This window comes from Pseudomonas sp. CDFA 610, from assembly GCF_021147865.1.
GTDB classification, from domain to species: domain Bacteria; phylum Pseudomonadota; class Gammaproteobacteria; order Pseudomonadales; family Pseudomonadaceae; genus Aquipseudomonas; species Aquipseudomonas alliivorans.
The window spans coordinates 241,382-265,222 of sequence record NZ_JAGTPM010000011.1; the positions used below are offsets into that span (position 1 = coordinate 241,382).

At 57.8% G+C, this 23,841-nt stretch carries 19 protein-coding genes and 3 pseudogenes; 14 read left to right on the forward strand and 8 right to left on the reverse strand.

The window, feature by feature from the left end; genetic code table 11:
* Window positions 1–80: 80 nt before the first annotated feature.
* Window positions 81–1,088, forward strand: a complete 1,008-nt coding sequence (locus KDX39_RS21360) for a DUF481 domain-containing protein (RefSeq protein ID WP_099226281.1) — start codon at window positions 81–83, stop codon at window positions 1,086–1,088.
* A 54-nt stretch (window positions 1,089–1,142) separates the two neighbouring features.
* Here KDX39_RS21360 and KDX39_RS21365 read toward each other — a convergent pair whose 3' ends face one another.
* Window positions 1,143–1,901: an SDR family oxidoreductase gene (locus KDX39_RS21365; RefSeq protein ID WP_231661732.1), complete on the reverse strand. Its 759-nt coding sequence runs from the start codon at window positions 1,899–1,901 to the stop codon at window positions 1,143–1,145.
* 137 nt (window positions 1,902–2,038) lie between these two features.
* Between KDX39_RS21365 and KDX39_RS21370 the strand changes: the two genes are divergently transcribed.
* From KDX39_RS21370 to groL, 4 genes are all read left to right on the forward strand, one after another.
* Window positions 2,039–2,770, forward strand: coding sequence for a HugZ family pyridoxamine 5'-phosphate oxidase (locus KDX39_RS21370; protein ID WP_231661713.1), 732 nt, complete (start codon window positions 2,039–2,041; stop codon window positions 2,768–2,770).
* Window positions 2,771–2,837: 67 nt separating this feature from the next.
* Window positions 2,838–3,332: an FxsA family protein gene (locus KDX39_RS21375; RefSeq protein ID WP_004881480.1), complete on the forward strand. Its 495-nt coding sequence runs from the start codon at window positions 2,838–2,840 to the stop codon at window positions 3,330–3,332.
* A 257-nt stretch (window positions 3,333–3,589) separates the two neighbouring features.
* Entirely contained in the window at window positions 3,590–3,883 is a 294-nt protein-coding gene (locus KDX39_RS21380; protein WP_004881479.1) for a co-chaperone GroES, read from the forward strand.
* 49 nt (window positions 3,884–3,932) lie between these two features.
* Window positions 3,933–5,576 (forward strand): chaperonin GroEL, encoded by a 1,644-nt coding sequence (gene groL, locus KDX39_RS21385; protein ID WP_099226279.1) that lies wholly within the window; start codon window positions 3,933–3,935, stop codon window positions 5,574–5,576.
* Window positions 5,577–5,909: 333 nt separating this feature from the next.
* Here the strand turns inward: groL and KDX39_RS21390 are convergent, their stop codons facing one another.
* Window positions 5,910–6,587, reverse strand: coding sequence for a phosphatase PAP2 family protein (locus KDX39_RS21390; protein WP_269439957.1), 678 nt, complete (start codon window positions 6,585–6,587; stop codon window positions 5,910–5,912).
* Between the two features lie 232 nt (window positions 6,588–6,819).
* On the opposite strand from KDX39_RS21390, the gene colR reads away from it, so the two are divergent.
* The 5 genes from colR (at window position 6,820) to KDX39_RS21415 (ending at window position 10,595) form a co-directional block, all read left to right on the forward strand.
* Window positions 6,820–7,503 (forward strand): two-component system response regulator ColR, encoded by a 684-nt coding sequence (colR, locus tag KDX39_RS21395; RefSeq protein WP_004881475.1) that lies wholly within the window; start codon window positions 6,820–6,822, stop codon window positions 7,501–7,503.
* The gene (locus KDX39_RS21400; RefSeq protein WP_099226277.1) at window positions 7,493–8,782 is read left to right on the forward strand and encodes a sensor histidine kinase; all 1,290 of its coding nucleotides are present in this window, start codon (window positions 7,493–7,495) and stop codon (window positions 8,780–8,782) included. Before colR ends, KDX39_RS21400 begins: the two co-directional genes overlap by 11 nt.
* A 184-nt stretch (window positions 8,783–8,966) precedes the next feature.
* Window positions 8,967–9,647, forward strand: coding sequence for a class I SAM-dependent methyltransferase (locus KDX39_RS21405; RefSeq protein WP_231661714.1), 681 nt, complete (start codon window positions 8,967–8,969; stop codon window positions 9,645–9,647).
* A gap of 4 nt (window positions 9,648–9,651) precedes the next feature.
* Window positions 9,652–10,371: a lipopolysaccharide kinase InaA family protein gene (locus KDX39_RS21410; protein WP_231661715.1), complete on the forward strand. Its 720-nt coding sequence runs from the start codon at window positions 9,652–9,654 to the stop codon at window positions 10,369–10,371.
* Complete coding sequence (locus KDX39_RS21415) at window positions 10,368–10,595, forward strand: hypothetical protein (RefSeq protein ID WP_231661716.1); 228 nt, start codon at window positions 10,368–10,370, stop codon at window positions 10,593–10,595. The genes KDX39_RS21410 and KDX39_RS21415 overlap by 4 nt, the downstream gene beginning before the upstream one ends.
* Before the next feature lie 70 nt (window positions 10,596–10,665).
* On the opposite strand, the pseudogene KDX39_RS21420 reads toward KDX39_RS21415, so the two are convergent.
* A pseudogene (locus KDX39_RS21420) lies at window positions 10,666–11,028 on the reverse strand (efflux RND transporter permease subunit); the annotation flags it as partial.
* Window positions 11,013–11,180: pseudogene (locus KDX39_RS21425) on the reverse strand (efflux transporter periplasmic adaptor subunit); the annotation flags it as partial. The pseudogenes KDX39_RS21420 and KDX39_RS21425, both read right to left, overlap by 16 nt.
* Before the next feature lie 253 nt (window positions 11,181–11,433).
* Between KDX39_RS21425 and KDX39_RS21430 the strand changes: the two are divergent.
* The 4 genes from KDX39_RS21430 to KDX39_RS21445 all read left to right on the forward strand — a co-directional run bounded on the left by KDX39_RS21430 (window position 11,434) and on the right by KDX39_RS21445 (window position 19,866).
* Window positions 11,434–12,132 (forward strand): PspA/IM30 family protein, encoded by a 699-nt coding sequence (locus tag KDX39_RS21430; RefSeq protein WP_231661717.1) that lies wholly within the window; start codon window positions 11,434–11,436, stop codon window positions 12,130–12,132.
* 17 nt (window positions 12,133–12,149) lie between these two features.
* Window positions 12,150–12,791: a hypothetical protein gene (locus KDX39_RS21435; protein WP_099226270.1), complete on the forward strand. Its 642-nt coding sequence runs from the start codon at window positions 12,150–12,152 to the stop codon at window positions 12,789–12,791.
* A gap of 22 nt (window positions 12,792–12,813) precedes the next feature.
* Window positions 12,814–14,862, forward strand: coding sequence for a hypothetical protein (locus tag KDX39_RS21440; RefSeq protein WP_231661718.1), 2,049 nt, complete (start codon window positions 12,814–12,816; stop codon window positions 14,860–14,862).
* Between the two features lie 66 nt (window positions 14,863–14,928).
* Window positions 14,929–19,866, forward strand: coding sequence for a DNA repair ATPase (locus KDX39_RS21445; protein ID WP_231661719.1), 4,938 nt, complete (start codon window positions 14,929–14,931; stop codon window positions 19,864–19,866).
* On the opposite strand, the gene KDX39_RS21450 is transcribed toward KDX39_RS21445, so the two are convergent.
* From KDX39_RS21450 to KDX39_RS21465, 4 genes and pseudogenes are all read right to left on the reverse strand, one after another.
* Window positions 19,863–20,960, reverse strand: a complete 1,098-nt coding sequence (locus KDX39_RS21450; protein WP_231661720.1) for a DUF1513 domain-containing protein — start codon at window positions 20,958–20,960, stop codon at window positions 19,863–19,865. The genes KDX39_RS21445 and KDX39_RS21450 overlap by 4 nt on opposite strands.
* A gap of 16 nt (window positions 20,961–20,976) precedes the next feature.
* Complete coding sequence (locus KDX39_RS21455) at window positions 20,977–22,041, reverse strand: imelysin family protein (RefSeq protein ID WP_099226266.1); 1,065 nt, start codon at window positions 22,039–22,041, stop codon at window positions 20,977–20,979.
* Between the two features lie 31 nt (window positions 22,042–22,072).
* Window positions 22,073–23,500 (reverse strand): di-heme oxidoreductase family protein, encoded by a 1,428-nt coding sequence (locus KDX39_RS21460; protein WP_231661721.1) that lies wholly within the window; start codon window positions 23,498–23,500, stop codon window positions 22,073–22,075.
* Window positions 23,501–23,606: 106 nt separating this feature from the next.
* Window positions 23,607–23,841, reverse strand: a pseudogene (locus KDX39_RS21465) (hypothetical protein); the annotation flags it as partial.

The following is a 23,841-nucleotide window of genomic DNA, read 5'->3' on the forward strand; positions in this document are numbered from 1 at the left end:
CGGGGGTCCGTGGACTGCCTTGACTTTTTTCCAGCGGGATGATGCCCGATTTTCCGCCAAACAGAGCCTAGTCGTCGCTTATGTTGTCCAGAACCCTTCTGTGTTTTGCCCTCACCGCTGCCTCCACTCCTTTGCTTGCCGATACCGTATGGTTGAAGAACGGCGACAAACTGACCGGTACCATCAAGGTTTTCGACGGCGGTAAACTGCTGCTGCAGACCGAATATGGCGGTGCCATTCCGATTGACTGGAAAAAGGTCAAGACGCTGGAAAGCGACCAGCCATTGCTGGTCAAGCAGGACCAGTACACCGGCGAAGTTGCCAAGTCACTAAAAGCGTCCGATGACGGCAAAGTGGTTCTGGCCAATGGCGAAGCGCCCAAGACCGTCGAACTGGCGAGCATTCAACAGATCATCAAGCCCAAGCCGGTCATCACCGATCTGGTCTGGAAGGGCAATATCGACGCTGCGCTGGACTTCCAGCAGGCCGAGAACGACACCAATGACTACAACGTCGCCTTCAAGACATCGGCGCGTCACGGTCAATGGCGACATAACGCCAGAGGCGAATACAACCGCGAGACGACAGACGATGTGGTCGGCACCGACAACTGGAGCGCCGAGTACTCGATCGACCGCTTCCTGACCGAGAAATTCTTCTGGGATGCCCGCGTTACCTACAAGCGCGACAAGATCGAAGACCTGTCCCGCCAGCGTGTTGTCGGTACGGGTCCCGGTTACCAGTTCTGGGATGATGAGCTGGGTGCCTTCAAGGTCGGTGCACTGCTCAACCGTACGGACTTCGAGTTTTCCAACGACGAGAAGGAAAACTTCTATTCGGTCGCTGGTACCTGGGATTACAACCGCTACCTGATCGGCAAAAAGGTCGAGTTCTTCACCAACGGCGAGCTGGGCAAACCGTTGAGTGGCGTTGCGGACTACTCGCTGGATGTCGAGGCGGGGCTGCGCTACAAGGTCACCGAATGGGCCTCGCTTAACCTCAAGGCCGAGAAAGACGTCATCAGCGGCTCCAGCAATGGTGATGTCGACAAGACACGCTACACGGCAGGTTTCGGCGTCGCCTGGTAAGCAAGAGACCAGTGACGCGCTTACAGGCGCGTCGCTGGCCAATCACACCGCCGTTTAGATTCTCATCGCGCCGTCCAGCTCCAGGATGCGTCCGCTGAAATAATCATTTTCCAGAATGTAAGCCACCGAGTGGGCGATTTCGTCAGGCTTGCCCATGCGCTTGAGCGGGATGGCGGACGTCATCTTCTCCAGTGCTTCGGGCCTCATGCTGCCGGTCATCTCGGTTTCGATGAAGCCGGGTGCCACGCCAGCGACCCTGATGCCGTAACGCGCCAGTTCCCGTGCCCAGGTCACGGTTGCTGCGGCTACACCGGCCTTGGCGGCTGAATAGTTGGTCTGGCCGATGTTTCCCGCGCGTGAAATCGACGAGATATTGATGATCGCGCCCTGACTGTTCTGCTCGATCATCTTCGCTGCCACTTCGCGCGTGCACAGGAAGACACCGGTCAGGTTGACGTCAATGACCGACTGCCACTGAGCCAGGCTCAGTTTGGTCATGACGCCGTCCTTGACCTTGACCAGCAGACCATCTCGCAGGATGCCCGCGTTGTTGACCAATCCGTGAATGGCCCCGGAATCCTCGGCGATCCTGCCTACGGTTTCCACGACCTGATCTTCATTCGCGACGTTGCACAGGTAGGCCCGCGCCTGCACGCCTTGTGTCTGGCAAGCTGCAACCGCCTGGTCGAGCTTTTCCTGATCGAGATCCACCAACGCCAGATTCGCACCTTTGCCGGCCAGGTGTTCGGCCATTGCGCGGCCCAGACCCTGGCCCGCGCCGGTGATTATTATTAGCTTGTCTTTCAATTCCATGTGCGTGCCCAATCCGCTGATTGTCTTCACGGCATGACTCATTCGAGATGAGTTCAGGTGCCGTTGCCAGAGCACGTTATATTCTGTTTCCGCGCGTTCGTCTTCAACTCGACACAAACGTTATAAGGGGTCACATGATGAGCGCGAAAGCCTCTAAGGATGCCAGGCACTTGCTGCTCAAGGAGTACAGAGCTGCCTTGTCCACGCATTCCAAGTCCATGCCGGGATATCCGTTCGGTTCGGTTGTGCCTTACTGCCTGGATGATCTGGGTCGTCCATTGATACTGATCAGCCGCATCGCTCAGCACACTCATAATCTGACGCTTGATCCCAGATGCTCGGTGCTGGTGGGCGAGCGGGGCGCCGAGGATGTGCAGGCGGTCGCTCGGGTGACGGTTATGGCGCAGGCTGAAAAGCTCAGTGATCCTGATGCGATTGAAGCTGCAGCACGACGGTACTACCGATTCTTCCCCGAGTCGCAGAGTTATCACACGGCTCACGATTTCGATTTCTGGGTGCTTGATCCTGTTCGCTTCCGGTACATCGGCGGCTTCGGCGCCATCCACTGGCTGGACGAGGTCGTGCTGGATAATCCGTTTGCCGGCAAGATCGAAACGGGCATGGTCGAGCATATGAACCAGGACCATGCCAAGGCCATTGCCCACTACGTCGAATTGTCGGGCCTGCCACGAAGCGAACCCGCGCAACTGGTCGGCATCGACAGCGAAGGCATGCACCTGCGTATCTCGAACAGCCTTTATTGGTTGGCATTTCGCGAGCCTTGTAATACACCGACACAAGTCCGTGAGGCCTTGGTCCAACTGGCTCACGCAGAAAAATGGCCGGTAATTGACGGGAAGCATGCTTGAATTAACGACTTTCTGACATCACATACGGTCTACTTGCAAGGCACCCTTGCGCTGAGGAACTGATTTGATGCGTGTTTTTTTGCTGATGTTCTTACTTTTTCCGGTACTCGAACTGTTCATTCTGGTTCGGGTCGGCATGTCCATTGGTTTTCTCTGGACGTTCCTGTTGGTCCTGGCGACATCGATGCTGGGACTTTTCGTCATGCGCGTGGCGGGTTTCGCCACGGCTCTGCGTGCCCGTGAAAGCCTTTCCCGTGGAGAGCTGCCTGCCCAGCAGATGCTCGAAGGCCTGATGGTTGCGGTAGGCGGTGGCTTGCTGCTGTTGCCAGGCTTCATCAGTGACATTCTGGGCGTGATCTGCCTGTTGCCTGTGACTCGCCGGTTGCTGATCAGCAAGGTACGTCAACGCGCCGAGGCTCAGGCCATGCGCCAGCGCGCCTTCGCCGATGATCTGCAGAGCCGTGCCGACGAGCAAACGGCGAACAGCCGCACGCACGCAATTCACCAGCCTACCCGCGAGCCCGACGTGATCGAGGGTGAGTTCGAGCACCGGGACAAATAACCCCTTCAATACCTTCGCTGCGCGGCACCTTCGGGTGCCGCGCTCGTTTGCGGGCTCTGTCAGGCTGCAAAAATTTTCTTGCCCAAGCCTTGTAATAACCTTGCCCGCCCTTATGTATGGGTCACCGCAAGGTTTCTGGCCTGATTGCCAGACCGTATTCTGCGGTTCGCGCGTCGAACCGTAACCGGCAAGTCCGGAATTTATAACAGGCCGGTGCATTCACCGGACGCTCAACAACCATAATCAGGAGATCGACAATGAAGCTTCGTCCTCTGCATGACCGCGTCGTAATCCGTCGCAGCGAAGAAGAAACGAAAACTGCCGGCGGTATCGTTCTGCCAGGTTCGGCTGCCGAAAAGCCAAACCGTGGCGAGATCGTCGCTGTTGGTACCGGCCGCGTGCTGGACAACGGTGAAGTACGTGCGCTGGCCGTGAAAGTGGGTGACAAAGTGGTGTTTGGCCCTTATTCCGGCAGCAACACTGTGAAAGTAGACGGCGAAGACCTGCTGGTGATGAGCGAGAACGAGATTCTCGCTGTTATCGAAGGCTGAGTGCTCGCGCTGATTTCCGTTACTACAAAGTATTCAAGGAATAATGATCATGGCTGCTAAAGAAGTTAAATTCGGCGATTCTGGCCGCAAAAAAATGCTCGCCGGTGTAAACGTCCTGGCTGACGCAGTAAAAGCGACCCTGGGCCCGAAAGGCCGTAACGTCATCATCGAGAAGAGCTTCGGTGCTCCGCTGATCACCAAAGACGGTGTGTCGGTTGCCAAGGAAATCGAACTCAAAGACCGTTTCGAAAACATGGGCGCGCAACTGGTAAAAGACGTTGCTTCCCGTGCCAACGATGACGCGGGCGACGGTACTACCACCGCTACCGTACTGGCTCAGGCTATCGTCAATGAAGGCCTGAAAGCCGTCGCTGCCGGCATGAACCCGATGGACCTGAAGCGCGGCATCGACAAGGCCACCATCGCCATCGTTGCTCAGCTCAAGTCGCTGTCCAAGCCATGCACCGATACCAAGGCAATTGCCCAGGTCGGTACCATCTCTGCGAACTCTGATCACTCCATCGGCGACATCATTGCCGAAGCCATGGAAAAAGTGACCAAAGACGGCGTCATCACCGTTGAAGAAGGTTCTGGTCTGGAAAACGAACTGTCTGTCGTTGAAGGCATGCAGTTTGACCGTGGTTACCTGTCCCCGTACTTCATCAACAAGCCGGACACCATGGTTGCCGAGCTGGACAGCCCGCTGCTGCTGCTGGTTGACAAGAAGATCTCCAACATCCGCGAAATGCTGCCGGTTCTGGAAGCAGTCGCCAAGGCAGGTCGTCCACTGTTGATCGTTGCCGAAGACGTTGAAGGCGAAGCCCTGGCGACTCTGGTTGTGAACAACATGCGTGGTATCGTGAAGGTTGCAGCCGTCAAGGCTCCAGGCTTCGGCGACCGTCGCAAGGCCATGCTGCAGGACATCGCCGTTCTGACTGGCGGTACCGTTATCTCCGAAGAGATCGGTCTGAGCCTGGAAACCACTACCCTGGAACATTTGGGTAATGCCAAGCGCGTTGTGCTGAACAAAGAAAACACCACCATCATCGACGGTGCTGGCGTTAAAACCGACATCGACTCGCGCATCGCTCAGATCCGCCAGCAAATCGGTGACACCAGCTCCGACTACGACAAAGAGAAGCTGCAAGAGCGTCTGGCCAAGCTGTCCGGCGGTGTTGCGGTGATCAAGGTCGGCGCCGGTTCCGAAGTCGAAATGAAAGAGAAGAAAGCCCGCGTTGAAGACGCCCTGCACGCAACCCGCGCAGCCGTCGAAGAAGGCGTGGTGCCTGGCGGTGGCGTTGCTCTGGTTCGCTCCCTGCAGGCCATCGAAGGCCTGAAAGGCGACAACGCTGATCAGGACGTCGGTATCGCTCTGCTGCGTCGTGCTGTTGAAGCACCGCTGCGCCAGATCGTTGCCAACTCCGGCGACGAGCCAAGCGTTGTAGTCGACAAGGTCAAGCAGGGTTCGGGTAACTTCGGTTACAACGCTGCTTCCGGTGAGTACGGCGACATGATCGAAATGGGTATCCTGGACCCGGCCAAGGTCACTCGCTCTGCTCTGCAGGCAGCGTCCTCGATCGCCAGCTTGATGATCACCACTGAAGCGATGATCGCTGACGTGCCTGAAGACAAGCCAGCAGGCGGCGGCATGCCGGATATGGGCGGCATGGGTGGTATGGGCGGCATGATGTAAGCCGGCTTTACCCCTCAAGCGACACGCCTCATAAAGAACCCCGCCTTGTGCGGGGTTTTTTTATGGCTGGTCTGTAGGTCGACGTTCTTCGTCACACACGCTAACTGACACGTCATTGAGGCAGCAGCGCTGCCATGCGTTCTCAACGCGATAGTGCGAACACCACCGAATCAGTGTCAGGACGAAGGAACCCCGGCGAAGCCGGGGCCGGAACCAGAGCGAAGGAGTTTGCTTACGTTACTCTGTCAAAGTGTCCGCAATCTGTGCCATTTGTGACGCGCAGCGATGGGCACGATCAGTGTGAAGCAAGCTTTGGTGTGACGAGGTGAAACGTCAGCGAGAGAGCTGAACTGCCGGTTCGCGGCGTTCAGGTCTGTACAGCACGAAGTAATAAACCCCCAGACATATCAACCAGCAGAACACCGCCGTCCACAGGTTGTGCGACAGAAAGTGCGCCCCTTGCAGCATACGACCCACCGAAAAGATCGACCCCAGCGTGAATGCCAGTATCAGCCCGGCTTTGGCCAGACGTGGCTTGCGGTCGCGAAACATGAAGAACAGGGCGAACAGGGTAAAACCGGTAGCCGCATGACCGCCCGGCCAGCAACGACCGGGCTTGTCGGTTGCCGGTCGCGGGCTGAGCAGTTCGCTGTAGGTTTCCTGGCCACCGAACTCGGTCAGGCTCCAGGGACACTGTACGGAGGTTGCGACCTTGAGCGGTGTCACGAAACCGGTGGCAAGGGCCATCGACAGCACCAGACACCCCAGTTCACGACGCCACGGCATCATGCGCTCGACCTTGAAGGACGCAGCGAAGCTGATCATCGCCAGTACTCCAATCGCCATCACCACTTGTTTGGCGCGATCATGCAGCACGTCTTCCAGAAAGTAGCTGTGCCTGCCAATGAACGCACCGGTCGCCGGATCGAAGGCGAGTCTGGCAAGGTCCATGTCCACTGAGGTCAGTTCCAGCAGAACCAGTATCAGGGCGGTGACGGCAGGTATGCCCAAGTATATCCAGAGGTTGAGCGGACGGGAGTATGGCGGGGAGGCGGCTTTCAATATGGCAAATCCGGTTCAGTGGAAGACGGGCCGCAGTCATGAATTGCGGCAATTTTGTTTCGGAGTGTGTCACGCAAGTTGTGAATTCTAGATGAAAAAATCGTTAGGCCATTTCGGCGCTGGCCCTGACGTCCACTTCGTCTTAAGCTGCGCCAGCCCAAATTGCATATGAGAGTGCTCCATGCGAATTCTTCTGGTTGAAGACAACCGCGACATCCTGGCAAACATGGCCGATTACCTGGGCATGAAAGGCTACACCGTCGATTGCGCACAGGATGGCCTCTCGGGACTGCATCTGGCTGCCACCGAACATTACGATTTGATCGTGCTGGATATCATGCTTCCCGGTATCGACGGTTACACCCTGTGCAAACGGCTGCGCGAAGACGCTCGTCGTGACACGCCGGTGATCATGCTGACCGCACGTGACCAGCTCGATGACCGCCTGCAGGGCTTTCGTTCCGGCGCCGATGACTACCTGCTCAAGCCATTCGCCCTGTCCGAACTGGCGGCGCGCATAGAAGCTGTGCTGCGTCGAGCCCAGGGTGGCGGGCGTCGCACCTTGCAGGTTTCCGATCTGATCTACGATCTCGACACGCTTGAGGTGACACGGGAAGGGCGGATGCTCAAGCTCAACCCGGTCGGTCTCAAGCTGCTCGCGGTATTGATGCAGAAAAGCCCGCACGTGTTGCGTCGTGAAATTCTTGAAGAAGCGTTGTGGGGTGATGATTGTCCTGACAGCGACAGCCTGCGCAGTCACGTGCATCAGTTGCGTCAGGTGATCGACAAACCGTTTTCCAAGCCGTTGCTGCAAACCGTACACGGTGTGGGCTACCGCTTGGCCGAGGGCCGGGATGGAGTTTAAACAGAGCCTTGCCCAGCGGATCATCATCGCGTTTGCCCTGATGAGCGCGCTGGTCGCCGGATCCTTTGCAATCGGCATTATTTCCACCGTTCACCTGGTTGAAGAGAAATTGATTTCCGCAGGTCTGGGCGGCGATCTCAACCGCCTCATGCTGATGGACAGCGTCAGCGACTGGAGCCATCGGCCCAAGCCTGACCAGTTGTTCTACTTCACCAACGGTCCCGGCGACTTCGACCTGCCCAAGGACTTGCGTCATCTCGAGCCCGGCTTTCACGAAGTATTTCGCGGGCCGTTGTCCTATCACGCGATGATCGAAGTGGTCGATGGCCGTCACTACGCCTTGCTGCAGGATCAGAGCGATTTCGAAGAGCGCGAGCGCGTGCTGTTCGCAGTAGTGCTGGTGGGCTTCGTACTCGCGTTGGCGCTGGCCGTCTTCCTGGGCTGGGTGCTTGCCCGACGCGTGATGGCGCCGGTTGTGCGGCTCGCCAGACAGGTCCGCCATCGTGACCAGTTGCTGGGCCTGGCACCGCCTCTGGCCCCTGACTATGCCGCAGACGAAGTGGGTGAACTGGCCGTCGCCTTCGATGCCACGCTGGGGCGTCTGCGCCAGGCATTGATTCGCGAGCGGATGTTCACCAGCGACGTGAGTCATGAGCTGCGTACACCGTTGATGGTGCTGGCCAGCTCCTGCGAACTGTTGCTCGAAAACCCGGCACTTGACCAGCGTGCGCGCCGTCAGGTGGAGCGCATCGCACGTGCCTGTGAAGAGATGCGTGATCTGGTCCAGACCTTCCTGATGCTCGCCCGCACGCAACGCGAGGACCCGGCCATGACGCCCAAGGCGACGCTGGTAGGCGTGGCTGAGCAACTGATCTCGCAATGGCGTGACCCGATAGAGGGCAAAGGGCTCACGCTAACGTACAACCCGCCACCCGAAGGTCAGGTCTCCGAGATTCGCTACAACGCAACGTTCCTTCATGCCGTGATGGGCAATCTGCTGCGCAATGCCCTGCACTACACCGACCACGGTTTCATTACGCTGACACTGCAGTCCGAAAGTTTCGTCGTCGAAGACAGCGGTGTCGGTATCCCGGAAGAGAAACGCGAAGCCATGTTCGAACCCTTCGTGCGGGGTAACGAGCAGCGTGGCGAAGGCCTGGGGCTCGGTCTGTCGCTGGTTCAGCGTATCTGTGCCAACCAGGGGTGGAGCGTCAGCCTGACTCCGATGGAGCCCCACGGGTGCCGCTTCAAGGTTACGCTGGACATCGTCAAGCCGTAATGTCCGTCCGGACTCCTCTCGTGCACGCCGCGCTCTGACCAGAGGCGGCGCACATGGCACGCAAGTACCTGTAAACTCTGGAAACATTTAACTGGTCAATGTGACGTTTTTTTCACATTCAGATGACCTGGCGATGACGGCAGCCTGACTAATTTGGCTGCCATTAACGTCAGGAGATGCTCTTATGAGCGACCGCATTGAACTTGAGTTTTCCCGTAAGTACGACAAGGACCACGCTCGCCAGTACCTGGAGAAACATCAGGACGGTCTATGGCGCAAGTTGTCTCATTATCGCGACGAACAATTGGCACGAAAGGCGCTGCATATGGTCGGAGATCCCGGTCTGGTACTGGATCTTCCATGCGGGGCAGGTCGGTTCTGGCCCTTGCTGGCCGAAAAGCCCAATCGTTCCATCATTGGAGCGGACAACTCCGCCGACATGCTGCGAACCGCCTGTGAGTCTCAACCGGCTGATGTGGTGAAAAGGGTACGACCCTTGCAGACATCTGCTTTTGCAATCGACCTGCCTGACAACGCTGTAGACAGTATCTTCTGTATGCGTCTGTTGCACCACGTCGGGCAATCGAGCGACCGAATGGCTCTGTTACGGGAGTTTCAGCGCGTTACCCGCGACAGTGTCATTGTCTCATTGTGGGTGGATGGCAATTTCAAGGCCTGGAAGCGCAGAAGACTCGAGAGCCAGCGTCACGAGAAAAATGGGCAGGAAAGTTACCAGAACCGTTTTGTGTTACCGGTCACTACCGCAGAAACCGAATTTGAAGAGGCAGGATTTCGCATTCAGAAGCGAATGGACTTCCTGCCGATGTACGCCATGTGGCGAGTCTATGTATTGCGTAAAAGGTGAATAGATGGGTCTGCAGTCCTTGAGGGAACCGGTTGTGAACCCGGGAAAGAACGGGTTCAGTCACTTTTGGAGCCAGCGAGGCGAATGGGTTGAAGAGCCCAACGTGCGGCGTGGTGGCGAGAGCGGCGTACAACGGTTGGTCACGGACGATGGACAGACGCTCTACAGCAAACGGCAGACCGGCCATATCTACCGCAGCTGGTTGCACCCGTTTGGACGCCCGACCGTACTTCGCGAGCGTGATGCGCTTGAAGGTCTGAACAGGCTGGGCGTCGGGGTGCCGCAGATCGTGTTCTGCGGAGCCGAGCGCACCGAAAACGAATGGCGTGCGCTTCTGGTAACCGAGGCCCTCGAAGGATTCGAAGAGTTCGAAAAATGGCTTGCTGCAGGTGGTCGCGAGCAATACGGCGAACTGTTGTACGAGCAAATGCTGAGCGAAATCGGTAAAACGCTGGCACGCATGCATTTGGGGCGTTGGCAGCACAGCTGTCTTTATATCAAGCATATTTTTGTGCGTGTTACCGGCGAGGGTGCCCAGGCCAGACCCGAGGTTGCATTGCTTGACCTGGAAAAGGGTCGCCGTCGCTGGACAGCCTATGGGGCCGCGCAGCATGACATGAAGCAACTCAGACGCCATTCGTCATTCAGTGCCGCAGACTGGCAGAAGTTAGTCTATTTTTACCAGGCGGCGTTTGGCAGCTCTATCAAAGGTTTAGAGTCATGAAGCTCGAAATGGCTAGAGGTTTGTTCGTGTTCGCGGCGTTGGCGACTGCAACAGTCGCCATGGCGGCGCTTGAACAACCGGGCACGAAGATCCTGAGTGTCCAGCACGGAGAAGGGCATTGCCCTTTGCCTCGTGCAATCAAGAGTCAAGTAGCAGTGAAGCCCGATCATGATCTGCTGCTCCTGATGTACAGCCTGGCACAGGGTACCGGTTCGAAAAATTGAAAACTCCTTTGACCTGAAAGGCCCCTTGTCGGGGCCTTTATCGTTTGGCAGAGGGTCAATGTACGGCGGAGCTGACCGCTCCGGCGTCGCTTCCCAGTAGCAGTGGCACCATTGCGAATACCATTGCCGCCGTTGTCATCAAGACCGGACGCAGACGAATTTCCGCAGCTTCTTCTACAGCTTCCCTCGCCAGCAGTCCCTTGTGCCGACGCAACTGGTTGGCAAACTCGACAATCAGAATGCCTTGTTTGCTGATCAGGTCGATCAAGGTCACCAGCCCGACCTGGGTATAGGTGTTCATGCTCGAAAACCCCAGAAACAGCGGGATCAAGGCCCCGCAGATCGACAGCGGGACCTTCACCAGAATTACCAGAGGGTCGCGGAAGCTTTCGAACTGCGCCGCCAGCACCAGAAAAATGATCGCCAGGGCAACTCGACAGCGTTGACCACCGCCACGCTGACAGGTGGCTTCGGCGCGCTGAACGGCTGAATCTACCGGTAAATGGAAAACGCTTTGTAACCCGCTAGCGCAAGCACGACGAACGTCACAACGCCCAGCATTATCAGCATGCGACGACGCAACATGCTTCACTTCCCTGGAATATCTGGACCGCACGGGGGACGCGAACTCGACCCGAATAGCGGCCTTTCAAATCTGGTTGCTAATGCAGTGTCTGGAAAAATATAAGTGTTGAAAGTCGTGAATTTCAGCCCTAGAGGAAATTTCGTACTTTTTTAAACGACTGTTCCGGCATAACGCCGATTTCTCCTATGTCATCTTTCGCTGGATGTTTATCGAGTCATCAGAACTCGATCAATACGCCCAAGGAAAAATGGCATGGCCGGTATCTGGACGAAAATAGTGACTGCCTTGCAGGGCGGAGCAAACGAAGCGTCGAGTAGCGTTGCGGCCCGGCAGACGTTGCACATCCTCGACAAGGAAATCCGCAACGCCGAACAACACCTCGATGCCAGCCGTTCCAGCCTCGCAGGCCTGATGGCCAGGAATCTTCATGCAACGCGAAAGGTGGCTCAGGCGCGCGCACAGGTCGCTTCTCTGATTCTCGATGCCGAGGCAGCCCTCGAGGCTGATGATGAAGCTGCCGCCCTGGCAGTTGCATCACAGATTGGCCTGCTGGAAAAACGGATGGAAGAGGATGCCTGTATCGCTCAAGGCTATGCCACTGCCGCCAGCAGCCTGAGCGAGAGTCTGCGCGTCAGTGAACAGAAGCTTTGGGCACTCCGGCAGCAGGTCGAAATGGTGCGGACCACCGAGTTCGTGCAGCAGGCCCATGGCGGCTGGACGGTATCCCATGAGGAGTCGGCCAACAGGCTGCAAAGTGCCACTGATGCATTGAACGATCTCCAACAACGTCAGTTGGAGACAGAGGCCCGCCGGCAGGTTCAGGAGGAGTCGAGCCTTGCCGATGCCGATCTTGAACAGCGATTGCTGGACGCCGGGATCACAGTGGACAACTTCAGCGCGCAAACCGTATTGCAGAGAATCAAGACCAGTCGCCAGCAGCAGTGCGCCTGATTCGAAAGGATGTCGAGATGTACCATTTCATCGAAACAGCGTTGTCGTTCCCGGTGGTGATATTCAGCCTGTTGCTGGCGATAACCGTGTTCTATTGGCTGATGGTATGCCTGGGCGTTCTTGATGGCGGTTCGGCCGATATCGACATGCAGGCTGTTTCGGCCTTCGACAGCGCCAGTGCCGAGTCGGGTAAAGGTCTGGTTGCCCGCCTCGGGCTCTCCGGGGTGCCTGCTTCCATCATCCTGACACTGATCAGTCTTTCCGGCTGGCTGATCAGCTACCTCGGCCACCTGCTTTTGATCGACCAGTTGTCACTGGGCTTTTTCTACTACCCCCTCGGATTTGTCAGTGGGCTGTTGGCCCTCGTGGCCGCTTCGATCTTTACGCTGGTCACCCTTCGCCTTTTCAAGCCTCTCGTCAGAAAGATCAGAGGGCCGGAGCCGACGCCTATTTGTGGACAGGTGGCGGTCGTCACCAGCCAGACCGTGACCGGCAAAAGTGGACGCGCGCTGATGAGCGATGGCGGTGCAGGACTGCTGCTTCAGGTTCGTACCTTCGGCACCCCCGAAATCAAACGCAATGACCGGGTGGTGCTTCTTCAATACCTCGCAGACGAGCATGCCTATCTCGTCGTCAGCGAGTCGGAATTCAAGGGCTGAGCCCGTTATGGAGTAATACAGCATGCTGGACATGGCCATGCCATTTCTCGTCATCCTCTGCGTCGCAATTCTTGCTTTGGTCGCTTTGGCACTATTGATCAAGACCTTTTACGTCAAGGTTCCCCAGGGCACGGCGTTGATTGTCAATGACCTGTCGAGTCGCCCCAAGGTCTATTTCACCGGCGCCATGGTGCTGCCTTATCTCTATTTCATGGAGAAAATGCAGATCAGTGTCATCACGCTGGAAATCGATCGAAAGGGCAAGGGCGGGCTTATCTGCCGGGACAACATGCGCGCCGATATCACCGTCGCTTTTTTCCTGCGGGTCAACGAAACCCGTGAAGACGTGCTCAAAGTGGCCAAGGCCATCGGCGTTCAGCGCGCCTCGGACAAGTCGGCCGTCAATGAGCTGTTCAACGCCAAGTTTTCCGAAGCACTGAAGACAGTCGGCAAACAATTCGATTTCGTTGAACTGTTCGAGGATCGCGTCCGTTTTCGCGATGAGATCGTCAATGTGATAGGTCAGGATCTGTCCGGATACGTGCTCGAGGACGTGGCCATCGACTTCCTTGAGCAAACGCCCAAGGTGGACCTCGACCGCGACAACATTCTCGATGCCGAGGGCATCCGGAAGATTACCGAACTGACTTCCGTCCACAACGTTATCACCAACGAACTGGAACGTGATCAGGCGCTGAAGATTCAGAAGAAGAACGTCGAAACCATCGAAGCAAGTCTGGCGCTGGAGCGTCAGGAAGCCGATGCCCAGGCGCGGCAGAAACGCGAAATCGCATCGGTGATCGCCCGTGAGGAAGCCGAGACACTCAAGATCCAGTCCGAAGAGCATTTGCGGGCCGAGGAAGCACGCATCGCCGCCGCGCAGCGGATTGATGTCGCTGCGGTCAATCATCAGCGTGAAGTGGATGTCGCGAACCAGAACAGCGAGCGCGTCGTCATGCTCGAGAAGGAAACCGTCATTCGCGCCCAGGCTCTGGCGCAGGTCGATCGCGAGCGCGAAGTGTCGCTGAGTCGAATCGAGCGGGATCGTCAGCTTGAAGAAAAGCGTGGGGAGATCGCCAGCGTCACTCGCGAACGCGTCATCGTCGAGAAGACCGTCGCCCAGGAAGAGGAGGCCATCACAACGTTACGTATGGTCGCCGATGCGGACCGCAAGAAGACCGTGGTCGTCACTGAAGCCCAGGCGCAGGCCGAGCGCGATCTGGTGTGCCTGGTCAAACAGGCCGAAGCGGATACGGTGGTGTCGGAATACCGCGCCAAGGAACTGGTGACACTGGCCGATGCCGATTTGCGCAAGGCCGAACGCGAATCGCAGGCTGCTATCAAGCGAGCCGAAGGTGTACGTGCCGAGAAGGCTGCGTCCGGGCTGGCAGAGGCCGAGGTCCGCATGCAGATCGCAGAGGCCGCCGAGCGTGAAGGGCAGGCCGAAGCGCTGGTGCTGAAGCAGCGTCTGTTGTCTCAGGCAGAAGGTGATCGTGCCGTTGGTGAGTCCGATGCCGAGGTCCGGATACAGATCGCTGAAGCCATCGAGCGTGAGGGATTGGCGGAAGCGGCCGTATTGAAGCAGCGTCTGTTGTCTCAGGCCGAGGGCGACAAGGCGATCGGCGAGTCCAGGGCAGCGACCATACAGGACGTTGGGGCTGCCGAAGCCGAGGTTCTTCAGAAGCGTTTCGAGGCCGAAGCGGCGGGTCTGACCGAGAAATTCGAAGCAATGCAGAAATTGACGGGCGGTGCCCGCGAGCACGAAGAGTTCCGTCTGGCTCTGCAGAACCAGTTCGACATCACCATGGCAGGCATCGCGGCCAACGAGAAGATTGCCGAGCAACAGGCCGAGGTGCTGTCCGCTGCCATGAGCAAGGCCAGCATCCAGTTCGTGGGCGGAGGAGATAACGGCGTATTCGATGCCTTCGTGAAATCCCTCTCGGTTGGCAAAGCCATCGAAGGTTTGAATCAGAGCAGTCCGCTTGCCGCTCAGGTTATTCAGACCGGGCTCGGGATGCTTTCCAGAGTGGCCACTGAAAGATCTTCCGACCGCCGCCCCGACGCTCAGTAATGCCCATGCCACCGCCCGGTTCATTTGCCGGGCGCGTCTTCATGACCTGCCCATCCGGATTGACCCATGTCCCAAGATCAGCTTGAAAACCCGACTCAGGAAGCGTCGAACACGGAGGTCACTGAAAGCGGGGCCTATGAGGTATTGCTCAAACGCTTGCAAGAGCAGGGTAACAGCCTGTCTCGACAGGTCGACACGCTCAACGCCCAAAGGCTTGAAGAGTTTGGGTGCAGCTCGATGGAAGTATTGGGACGAGCTCGGTTGCGCACGGAAAACAACTGCATTCCAAGGGGCATCGTGCGTGTCGGTCCCGACCTTTTGTTCGGCTACAACGTGTCGCTCGGGCTCAATGTGGCAGCCCGAATCGAGGATGTGTTTGCGCTGTTCCGCCTGAGCGAGGGCGAGCAGGGTTATGAGACCCACTCTGTCGATCCGGACGGCACCTGGTTGGCCGACCCGGTGTTTCGCAAGGATTTCGAAGAGCTCTATACCTATTACCGAGATGCCCGGCTGCTGGAACTGTCCGTCTCTGAAAACCGGTTGCTGGCCATTTTTCAATTCGGCGAACGTCTCACGGATATCCGGGTTTTCCGCTGGGCGATGAGCGCGTCGGGCAACGAGGTACGCTATCTCGATAATCGTGGGGAGCGCGATATCGTCAACGTGCCGCCTTACGATTTTGAATGGACTCAGGCAGGGCGTGAAATGATCGTCAACGATCAGATGCCCCGTATTGTTATCCTGGACAGCATCCATATCCATCTGGACAACGGCGAACTGATTGTCAGGGGCGCAAGCCCGTCAGAAGCAGGGCTTGAGTTGTACCGTGAGAGGCTGGCCGAAAAAAACCAGTCGCTACCTGATTTACAAGTAGCCTTCGCCAGACTGGGTAACCTGATCCTTTTGAGTGTCCGGCCTTACAAGGAAGAGCAGTGCCGCTATCTGGTCTGTAATCTGAAGACGCTTGCGCTGACCCGGATCGATGCGATTGGCCTGGCGTGTCAGCGGCTTCCCGATGATCACGGCATTGTATTTCCCGGAGGGCTCTATCTTCAGAGTGGTGAGCACAGGCTGTTCGAATCTGCGATGCAGGGCATGCTTTTCAAGCGTCTGCTGCGCTCGCCCAACGGTGAGGATTTTCTGTACATCTTTCATGATACGGTTGAGGGGCGTTCGGCCCTGTTCACTTACAACACCATCCGACGTCAGTTGCTGACGCCCGTATTCGGTCATGGTCACGCGCACCTCGAAGATGGGCGCATGGTGATTTTCTCGGCTGAGGTCGAACCTGCCCGCAACCATCCTGTACAGGTATGGCAGACCCCTTTCTTCACCGAGGATCATACAACCGGTCAGCCGTCGAGCCATTCATTTCTCGGTCGGATCGGCAATGCCGAACTGGTCCGCGGCATTTCCGATCTGTACGACCTTGCCAGAGAGTCTCTTGCTGCCAGCGCCACTGCCACTCGTTTCAGCGCACTGGCACGGCAGGTCGCGCTTATGTTCGACAAGTATCACTGGTTGATCCATGAAAGCACGGCTTCGCTGGCAGCGATATTGCGCAGTATTGCGGATACCGGCAGCTCGATTGCTGATGAGTTCGAGAAAGTCGAGCACCTGCGGGCTCACTCCACCCGCTTGATGCAGGAGGCGCGACAGCGTCATGTTTCGCTCGCCAGCCAATTGCGCCTGAGTCGTTGCGAGGATATCCAGGGTTTTGTCGCCCGGCTGGATTCGATCACTGGCTTGCGCGGCCAGCTCGTGACCCTCAAGGAACAACGCTACATCGACCTGGCCGCCATCGAAGAGATGGAGCAGAGTCTGCTGGCCGAGTTTGGACGTACCGCTGGCGATGCTGCCGATTTCATGTGTCAGGCCGAAGCTCTCTTGCCCTATAGCCTGCAACTGGACGAACTTGATCGTCAGGTTCAGGCTGCGTCATCGGTATTCGAACTGGAGCCGCCACTGGAAAGCCTTGCAAGAATGGCGACCGCGCTGGACCTGTTGTCAGGGCTTGCGAGCTCGCTGGGCATCGAGGATGCGACGCAGCGCATCGGCATTATCGAGTCCATCTCGAACGTGTATGCGCGCATGAATCAGTCCATGGCACATGCTGGATCCCGTCGCAGGGCGCTGGTCTCGTCCGAGTCCACTGCGCAATTCGCTGCGCAGTTTCAGCTGATTGGCCAAAGCCTCACCCACGCCCTGTCGCTGGCTGACAGTCCCCAGGCATGTGATGAGCAACTGGCGAAATTGCTGATTCAACTGGACGAACTGGAAAGCCGCTTTGGTGAGCATGAGTCTTTTCTGAGCGATGTCATGGGCAAGCGTGATGAGGTACTGGAGGCGTTCGAACAGCACCGACAGACGCTGATCAATGCCCGGCAGCGTCAGACGCAAGGGCTGTATGAGGCGGCCAGTCGTATTCTGGACAGCCTGCCGCGCCGTCTTTCGGGGTGTCTGGACATCGACAGACTGAACAGTTTTTTCAGCACTGACCCGCAGGTGCTCAAGCTGCGCGAGCTTTCCGATCGTCTGCGAACCCTTGAGGACAGTGTCAAGTCTGACGACATCGAAGCACGCCTCAAGGCTGCACGCGATCAGGCCGTAAGGGAGCAGCGGGACAAGGCCGATCTGTTCGATGCCAGCGGTAAGCTCTTGAAGTTGGGGGCCAGATATCTATTCAGTATCAACACCCAGGCACTGGACTTGACCCTTTTGCCCCGAGGCGAGCATCTCTGGTTGCATATCACCGGCACTGATTTTTATGAGCGGCTCGACGACGAAGTCATTGCATCGTTTCGCTCCTGCTTTCAAGCCAGCCTGGAGTCCGAGTCCGACAGCGTCTATCGAAGCGAATACCTCGCCGCAGAGGTGCTTGAGGCTGCGGCGCAGTCGGGTATCGACCTGTCGCAGATGACGTTTGAGCAACTGCAGCATCACATCCGTCAATTCTGCACACCACTCTATAAACAAGGCTATGTGAAAGGCGTTCACGATCACGACGCAGCATTGATACTCCAGCAGGTGATGCCGTGCATGGCTGCGGCCGGTCTGTTGCATTTCAGTCCATCGGCAAGAGCGTTCGCGTTGATTGCCTGGCACCTGCCGGGAACATTCGAAGCCAGGATGATGGACTTGCAGCGCCGTGCCCGGTCCTGTTCAACGGTTCTCAGGTTGTTCAATCACCCTGATGGCATGATCGAAGTTCGCAGGGATATGGCGCTGACGCTGGAGTCTTTCGCGGTGGCTACGGGCCTGACGGTTTCGCCCCAGGTCGTGTCCGAAAGCGCCGAGTACCTTGCGCAGGTTCTGACCCAGGACCGCCCGGTTTTTGAAATCAGCGGACATGGCTGGGACATTCTCGGTTCCCTGGAACAGCGTCTGGAGGCCGGCGAGTGTGGAGTGGAACTGGCCGATACGGTGCAGGCAATGGCAAACGACCTTCGAGCGCAATGGTCGCTCATCGGGCACTGGGTGATGGGCGTCTGTCACGGCTCCAGACAGAAAGCGCTTGCCCACTTTGCGCCGGAAGCGACAGCCTTGCTGTTACTGCGCTTCGCTGGCAAACCGACGCTACGGGTCAACACGTTTGGTTTGAACGTACAGGTTGACGGCCTTCTGGGAGAGCATCCGACACTCGACGCGGGTTCCCTTGCATTCTCGCTGGATGATTTCTTCACGCGCCTGCGCACGCACCGGGAGGTTTTCATACCTCGGATGCACCGTTATCAGTCATGGCGCCAATCGGTCCTGCATCATGAGCGCGAGGTATTGCGCATCAACGACCTGCAGGCCCGCCCGCTGACCTCCTTCGTTCGCAATCAGCTGATCAACGACGTCTACCTGCCGCTGATCGCCGACAATCTGGCCAAGCAGATAGGGACCGCCGGAGAGGGCAAGCGCAGTGATTTGATGGGCCTGCTGATGCTCATTTCTCCGCCCGGTTACGGCAAGACCTCATTGATCGAATACGTTGCATTTCAATTGGGCATGGCGCTGGTCAAGATCAACGGGCCTGCGTTGGGCCATCGCACGAGGTCTCTGGATCCTGCGCAGGCGGTGGACGGGCCTGCGCGCATGGAGCTTGAAAAACTCAATCTGGCGCTTGAAATGGGCAACAACGTCTGCCTGTTGATCGATGATATCCAGCACCTTTCACCCGAGTTTCTTCAGAAATTCATTTCGTTGTGCGACGGTTCCCGGCGCGTCGAAAGCGTCTGGAAAGGTCAGCCCCGAACCTGTGACCTGCGTGGCAAGAAGTTTTGCATCGTAATGGCGGGTAACCCTTACACGGAATCGGGCGAGCTGTTCAGGATCCCCGATATGCTGGTCAACCGCGCCGATGTCCACAATCTCGGTGAAGTATCGGGCGGCAACGAAAACACTTTTGCCTTGAGTTATCTCGAAAACTGTATGACGTCCAATCCGGTCCTGGCCCCTCTGGCCAATCGAGATATGCAGGACTTTTACCTGTTGGCCGGGAATGCCCAGGGAAAGGCATTCAGCACCGGCGATCTGAGCCATGAGTACAGTGGTGCAGAAATCACCGAACTGACTGAAACAATCCGCCGCCTGATGACGATCCGGGAGGTGTTGCTGCGCGTCAACGCGGCTTACATCGACAGTGCCTCTCAAGCGGATGAGTACCGAACAGAACCACCGTTTCGTCTTCAGGGCAGTTATCGCAACATGAACAGGCTGGCGGAGAAAGTATCGGCGGTCATGAACGACGCCGAGATCAACCAGTTGGTTTCAGATCATTACCGTGGCGAGTCACAACTGCTCACCCAGGGTGCCGAGGAAAACCTTCTCAAGCTGACCGAGCTGTGCGGACGGCTGACCGAAGAGCAATTCACTCGCTGGGAAGCGATCAAGCAGGCGTTCGTTCGCAGGCAGCGCATGGGGGGTGATGACAAGGATGTCGGCAACCGAATCGTCGCCCAGCTCAGCGATGCCGTTGAAGGCATCCGGGCCATTGCCGATCAGGGGCGCTGCGCTTAGACCAGATGCAAATGGTTGTCCCAGAAACCGGTTGGCAGGTCCAGCGGCCTGGCCAGCAGTTCCGGTGTGCGGCAATCGTAGAAGCGGCAGCGGCCCTGGCCTGAGGTCACGACAAAGCCGTCAGCCACAGCACCGACGCCGGCACAGTCGGGTAACGGCGCATCGAGCTTCACGGCGCCGCTGTCCAGGTCCCAGATAAAGAACCGATTGCCTCTAGGTGCGGTGAGCGCGACCAGACGCAGGTCGCTGTGTAACGCGACACTGGCGGTGTAGTGATTCATGGCGCGCAGTTGCTCTTCTGCGACCGGAAATGGCTGGAACGGCTGTCCTGGGCGCTTGATAGCCAGCAGCTCGGACAACTCGTGTGAGTCCCCCATGAATTGCTGTCCGGAAACAATGGTGCCGTCGCTGGCAATACCCATGTGTCGCACGCTGTTCATCTGCTGGGCGAGGGTTTCCTTGCTCAGCAGTGTGCCGTCGCGCTGCATCATCACAAGACTGGGCTGCATTGCATTGAGGTTCATCTCGACGCGGCTTTCCGCCTCGGTACGAATGCCTCCATTGGCGACCACGAGGGTTTCGCCGTCCGGCATCCATGACACCTGATGAGGACCGATCCCGTGAGTGGGGATCTCGGCCGAATGCACCAGTCGTTCATCGACGAATCGATACACACCCAACAGCCCGCGACCCGGATCGCGGGTATCGTTTTCGGTGGCGTATAACCATTCACCGTCGCGGTGGATGACAGCATGGCCATAGAAATGCCGATCAGGTCGAGAGGTGATGGTCTGCAGCAGGCTCCCGTCGCGGAGGTCGAGCAGGTAGCTTTCGGTACCCGGTCGACGTGCAATGAACACCGCCAACGGCAGGGAAGGGTGATTGATGATGTCGTGGCAGCGCTGGCCGACCTGAGTGGCGAACACCTGCGTACCGTCCAGTCGATAACCGACGGCGAAATGCCGGCCTTCTGCATCGTCACGGGCAGACAACAGCAGCGGCCCCTGATCCTTCTGCTTGAACAGGGTCCAGCCACCCAGCGTAAAAGCGCTGAGCAACAGACTGCCAACGGCCAGGACCTGACGTCGGAACATCACTTTATCCTCTCGATCAATCGCCGTCGTTGGCGTTGAAACCCAACTGAATGCCCAACGCCTTGGCCAGTTCGCCTTCGTGCAGACGATGGACCACGTTCAGGCTGTCGTAGAACGCGTTGAGTTGCTGGCGTCCGGCTTCGGTCGCCAGCAAGTCAGCCAGTGGCGGCTTGAGTTCTGTCAGCAATTTGCGGCTGGCAGCGTAAGCCGCATCGATTTTGTCAGCCAGCGGTTTCTGCTCGGCGGGCAACAGGCTGCGCAGGCCTTTGTTATCGACCCCGGCCCACACGGCTTCGGCGCTCGCCAGACTGGCTTCAAGGCTGCTGAGCGACGCTTTACTGCGCCATGCATCGGCCTGGAATGGCTGCGGCTGGCCCTTGCTTTGACGACCCAATGGCGTACCGAGCTTTTTCTTCAGGCTGTCCAGCGCCGTTACCTGGACCCGCAGCAGTTCGGCAATGGCTTCATGAGAGTCGGCGTAACGCTGATTCGGGAATTTGCTGAGCTGCGCAAGCATGCCGTCGTTGCTGTTCCAGCGGCTGAGAATTTCTTCAGCCAGGGTTTTCTGACGATCACCAATGGCCATCAGCAGTGGGCAGTAACGGGCCTTCTGTTCGGCGTTGGCCATGTCGATTTCAGCGTCGAACAGAATGTATTCGTAAGCGGACAAGCCCTGGACCACAACACTGGCCTTGGACAGCTCTTCGGCATTGATCTGCGGCTGCGCGGTGACCAGTTGCTCGACCTGACGTCCGACCAGATTCTTCTTGTCCGGCCAGAACTGCACCTGCCATGCGCGATTGCCCTCGGCCAGCGGGCCAATCAGCAACGGTTGCAATTCAGCCCAGGTTTTCTGCGCTTTAAGGAAATCGGCACGTGCCGTTGCCAGATCAGTCTTGCCCTGACAGAACGCCAGTGCACTGCTTGCCAATTGACGGTCGGCATCCACCCAGCGGCTGTAGGTCGGCAGAATCACCTGTTTGGCAATGGCGGCAGACGTGACGGCCTGAGGGTCGGATGGCGAACAGGCACCCAAGGCGAGCGCCGCAAGGCTGGTCAGCAACAACTTGGGTCGGAACATGTCCGGCTCCTTATGCGTGAAAAGAGAAAAGTCACAATGAATTCAGAAAGGCCAACAACGCTTTGCGCTGTTCGGCGTTGAACGCCAATACCTGTCGCTGTGCCGCCTGGGCTTCGCCGCCGTGCCAGAGTATCGCCTCCATGGCGTTGCGGGCGCGACCGTCGTGCAGCATTTGCGTATGGCCGTTGACCGCAGCGGTCAGGCCGAGCCCCCAGAGTGGAGGGGTGCGCCACTCGCGGCCAGTCGCCTGAAACTCGGTGCGATTATCGGCAAGTCCGTCGCCCATGTCATGCAGCAGCAGGTCGGTATAGGGCCGAATCTCCTGGTTGGCGAGTTCAGGCTCGGCGGCGTCTGCCCGAGTCTTGAAAGACGGAACATGGCACTGTTGGCAACCCGCCTGGAAAAACAGACTCTTGCCGGCCAGCACTTGCGGGTCGTCCACGTTACGCCGCGCCGGAACACCAAGATTACGCGTGTAGAACTCGACCAGACGCAAAATGTTATCGCTGACTTCTGGCTCGCCGTCCGGACCATTACCGTTCGGTGCCGCCAGACAATCGCTTTGGGTGGGCGTGCAATCGTCGAAACGGCGCAGACTGGTGGTCAGTCCCATGTCACCAGAGAACGCGTGCACATTCTGCTGATTGAGGTTGGGTTGTCCGGCTTTCCAGCCAAAACGCCCCATGACGACTTTTTGCTGCGCGTCGTCCCAGACCCAGTTGGCCCGCCCCGAGATGCCGTCGCCATTCTTGTCGTCAGGGTCGGCGTTGGCGAGAACGGCCTCATCAGGAATCGCCTCCAGCAAACCGAGGCCGATCATGGGCGGCGCAATTCTTGCCGAAACATGGGTGTCGGGGTGCATAGGGCCGTAGCCCAATTGGGTGATACGCAAGGTTGGCTGGCGCAACTTGACCGCGGTGCCGTCCCGAAACTTGACCGTGAGTGCATCGTATTCCACGCGAACCTTGCCTTCCGGCGTGACGCCCGGGTTTGCCATGTCTTGCAGCTGCCCGCCGTAGTTCGGTTCGGGCAGCACACCATTGCGCTGTATCAGGTCGGCAAAGGCAGGATCGTCAGGAATCGACAGCCTGACCAGCATCGACACGGCATTGTTGTCTCCTGCTTCAGGCGGGTGGCCTCGACCATCCTTGATGTGGCAGTTCTGACACGCATTGGTATTGAACAACGGCCCCAGTCCGTCACGGGCCGTGGTGGTCGAAGGCGCAATGACCCAAGGGCTGCGAAAGAAACTGTTGCCCACGCTGAAATCCAGACGACGCACCGGCGACAGATTGGCCGACGGTAGGGAAAACGCATTCTGGTCACTCTTTTTGACGGTAGCACTGCCGCCCGACAACGCCTCGCCCGGTTCGGCATGCGTGAAACGCGGGGCGTCATCGCACGCGCTCACGACCAGAGTCGTGAGCAGCGCAAGAGACAGACGAAGCCGCGTAGCCATACACATCCCGAAAAGAGGTGAAAATCAGGGCGTGCAAGCTTATCAGCCTCGTGCAGTTTGAATAAGAGGGATTATCGTTTGCCGTTGCTGGGGTAACGTGTTGTTACTAATTTTCGGATTCGGTGATTGGACGTGATTGTTCTTCAGTTCTCGGTTGCGCACTGAAATGATCGAACACCGTCAGCCCTCTGCGCAGTGTCTTGCGCACGGCCTCGCTCTGTTCAATCAGTTCGGTGCTGGGGTGTTGCCATTGCTCGGGCGGCAAGGGCTTTGACCAGTCGAGCACGGCTTTGGGAAAGGCTTTTTTCGGCAGGCGTTCGACCCAGGCGGCGATGCGGCAG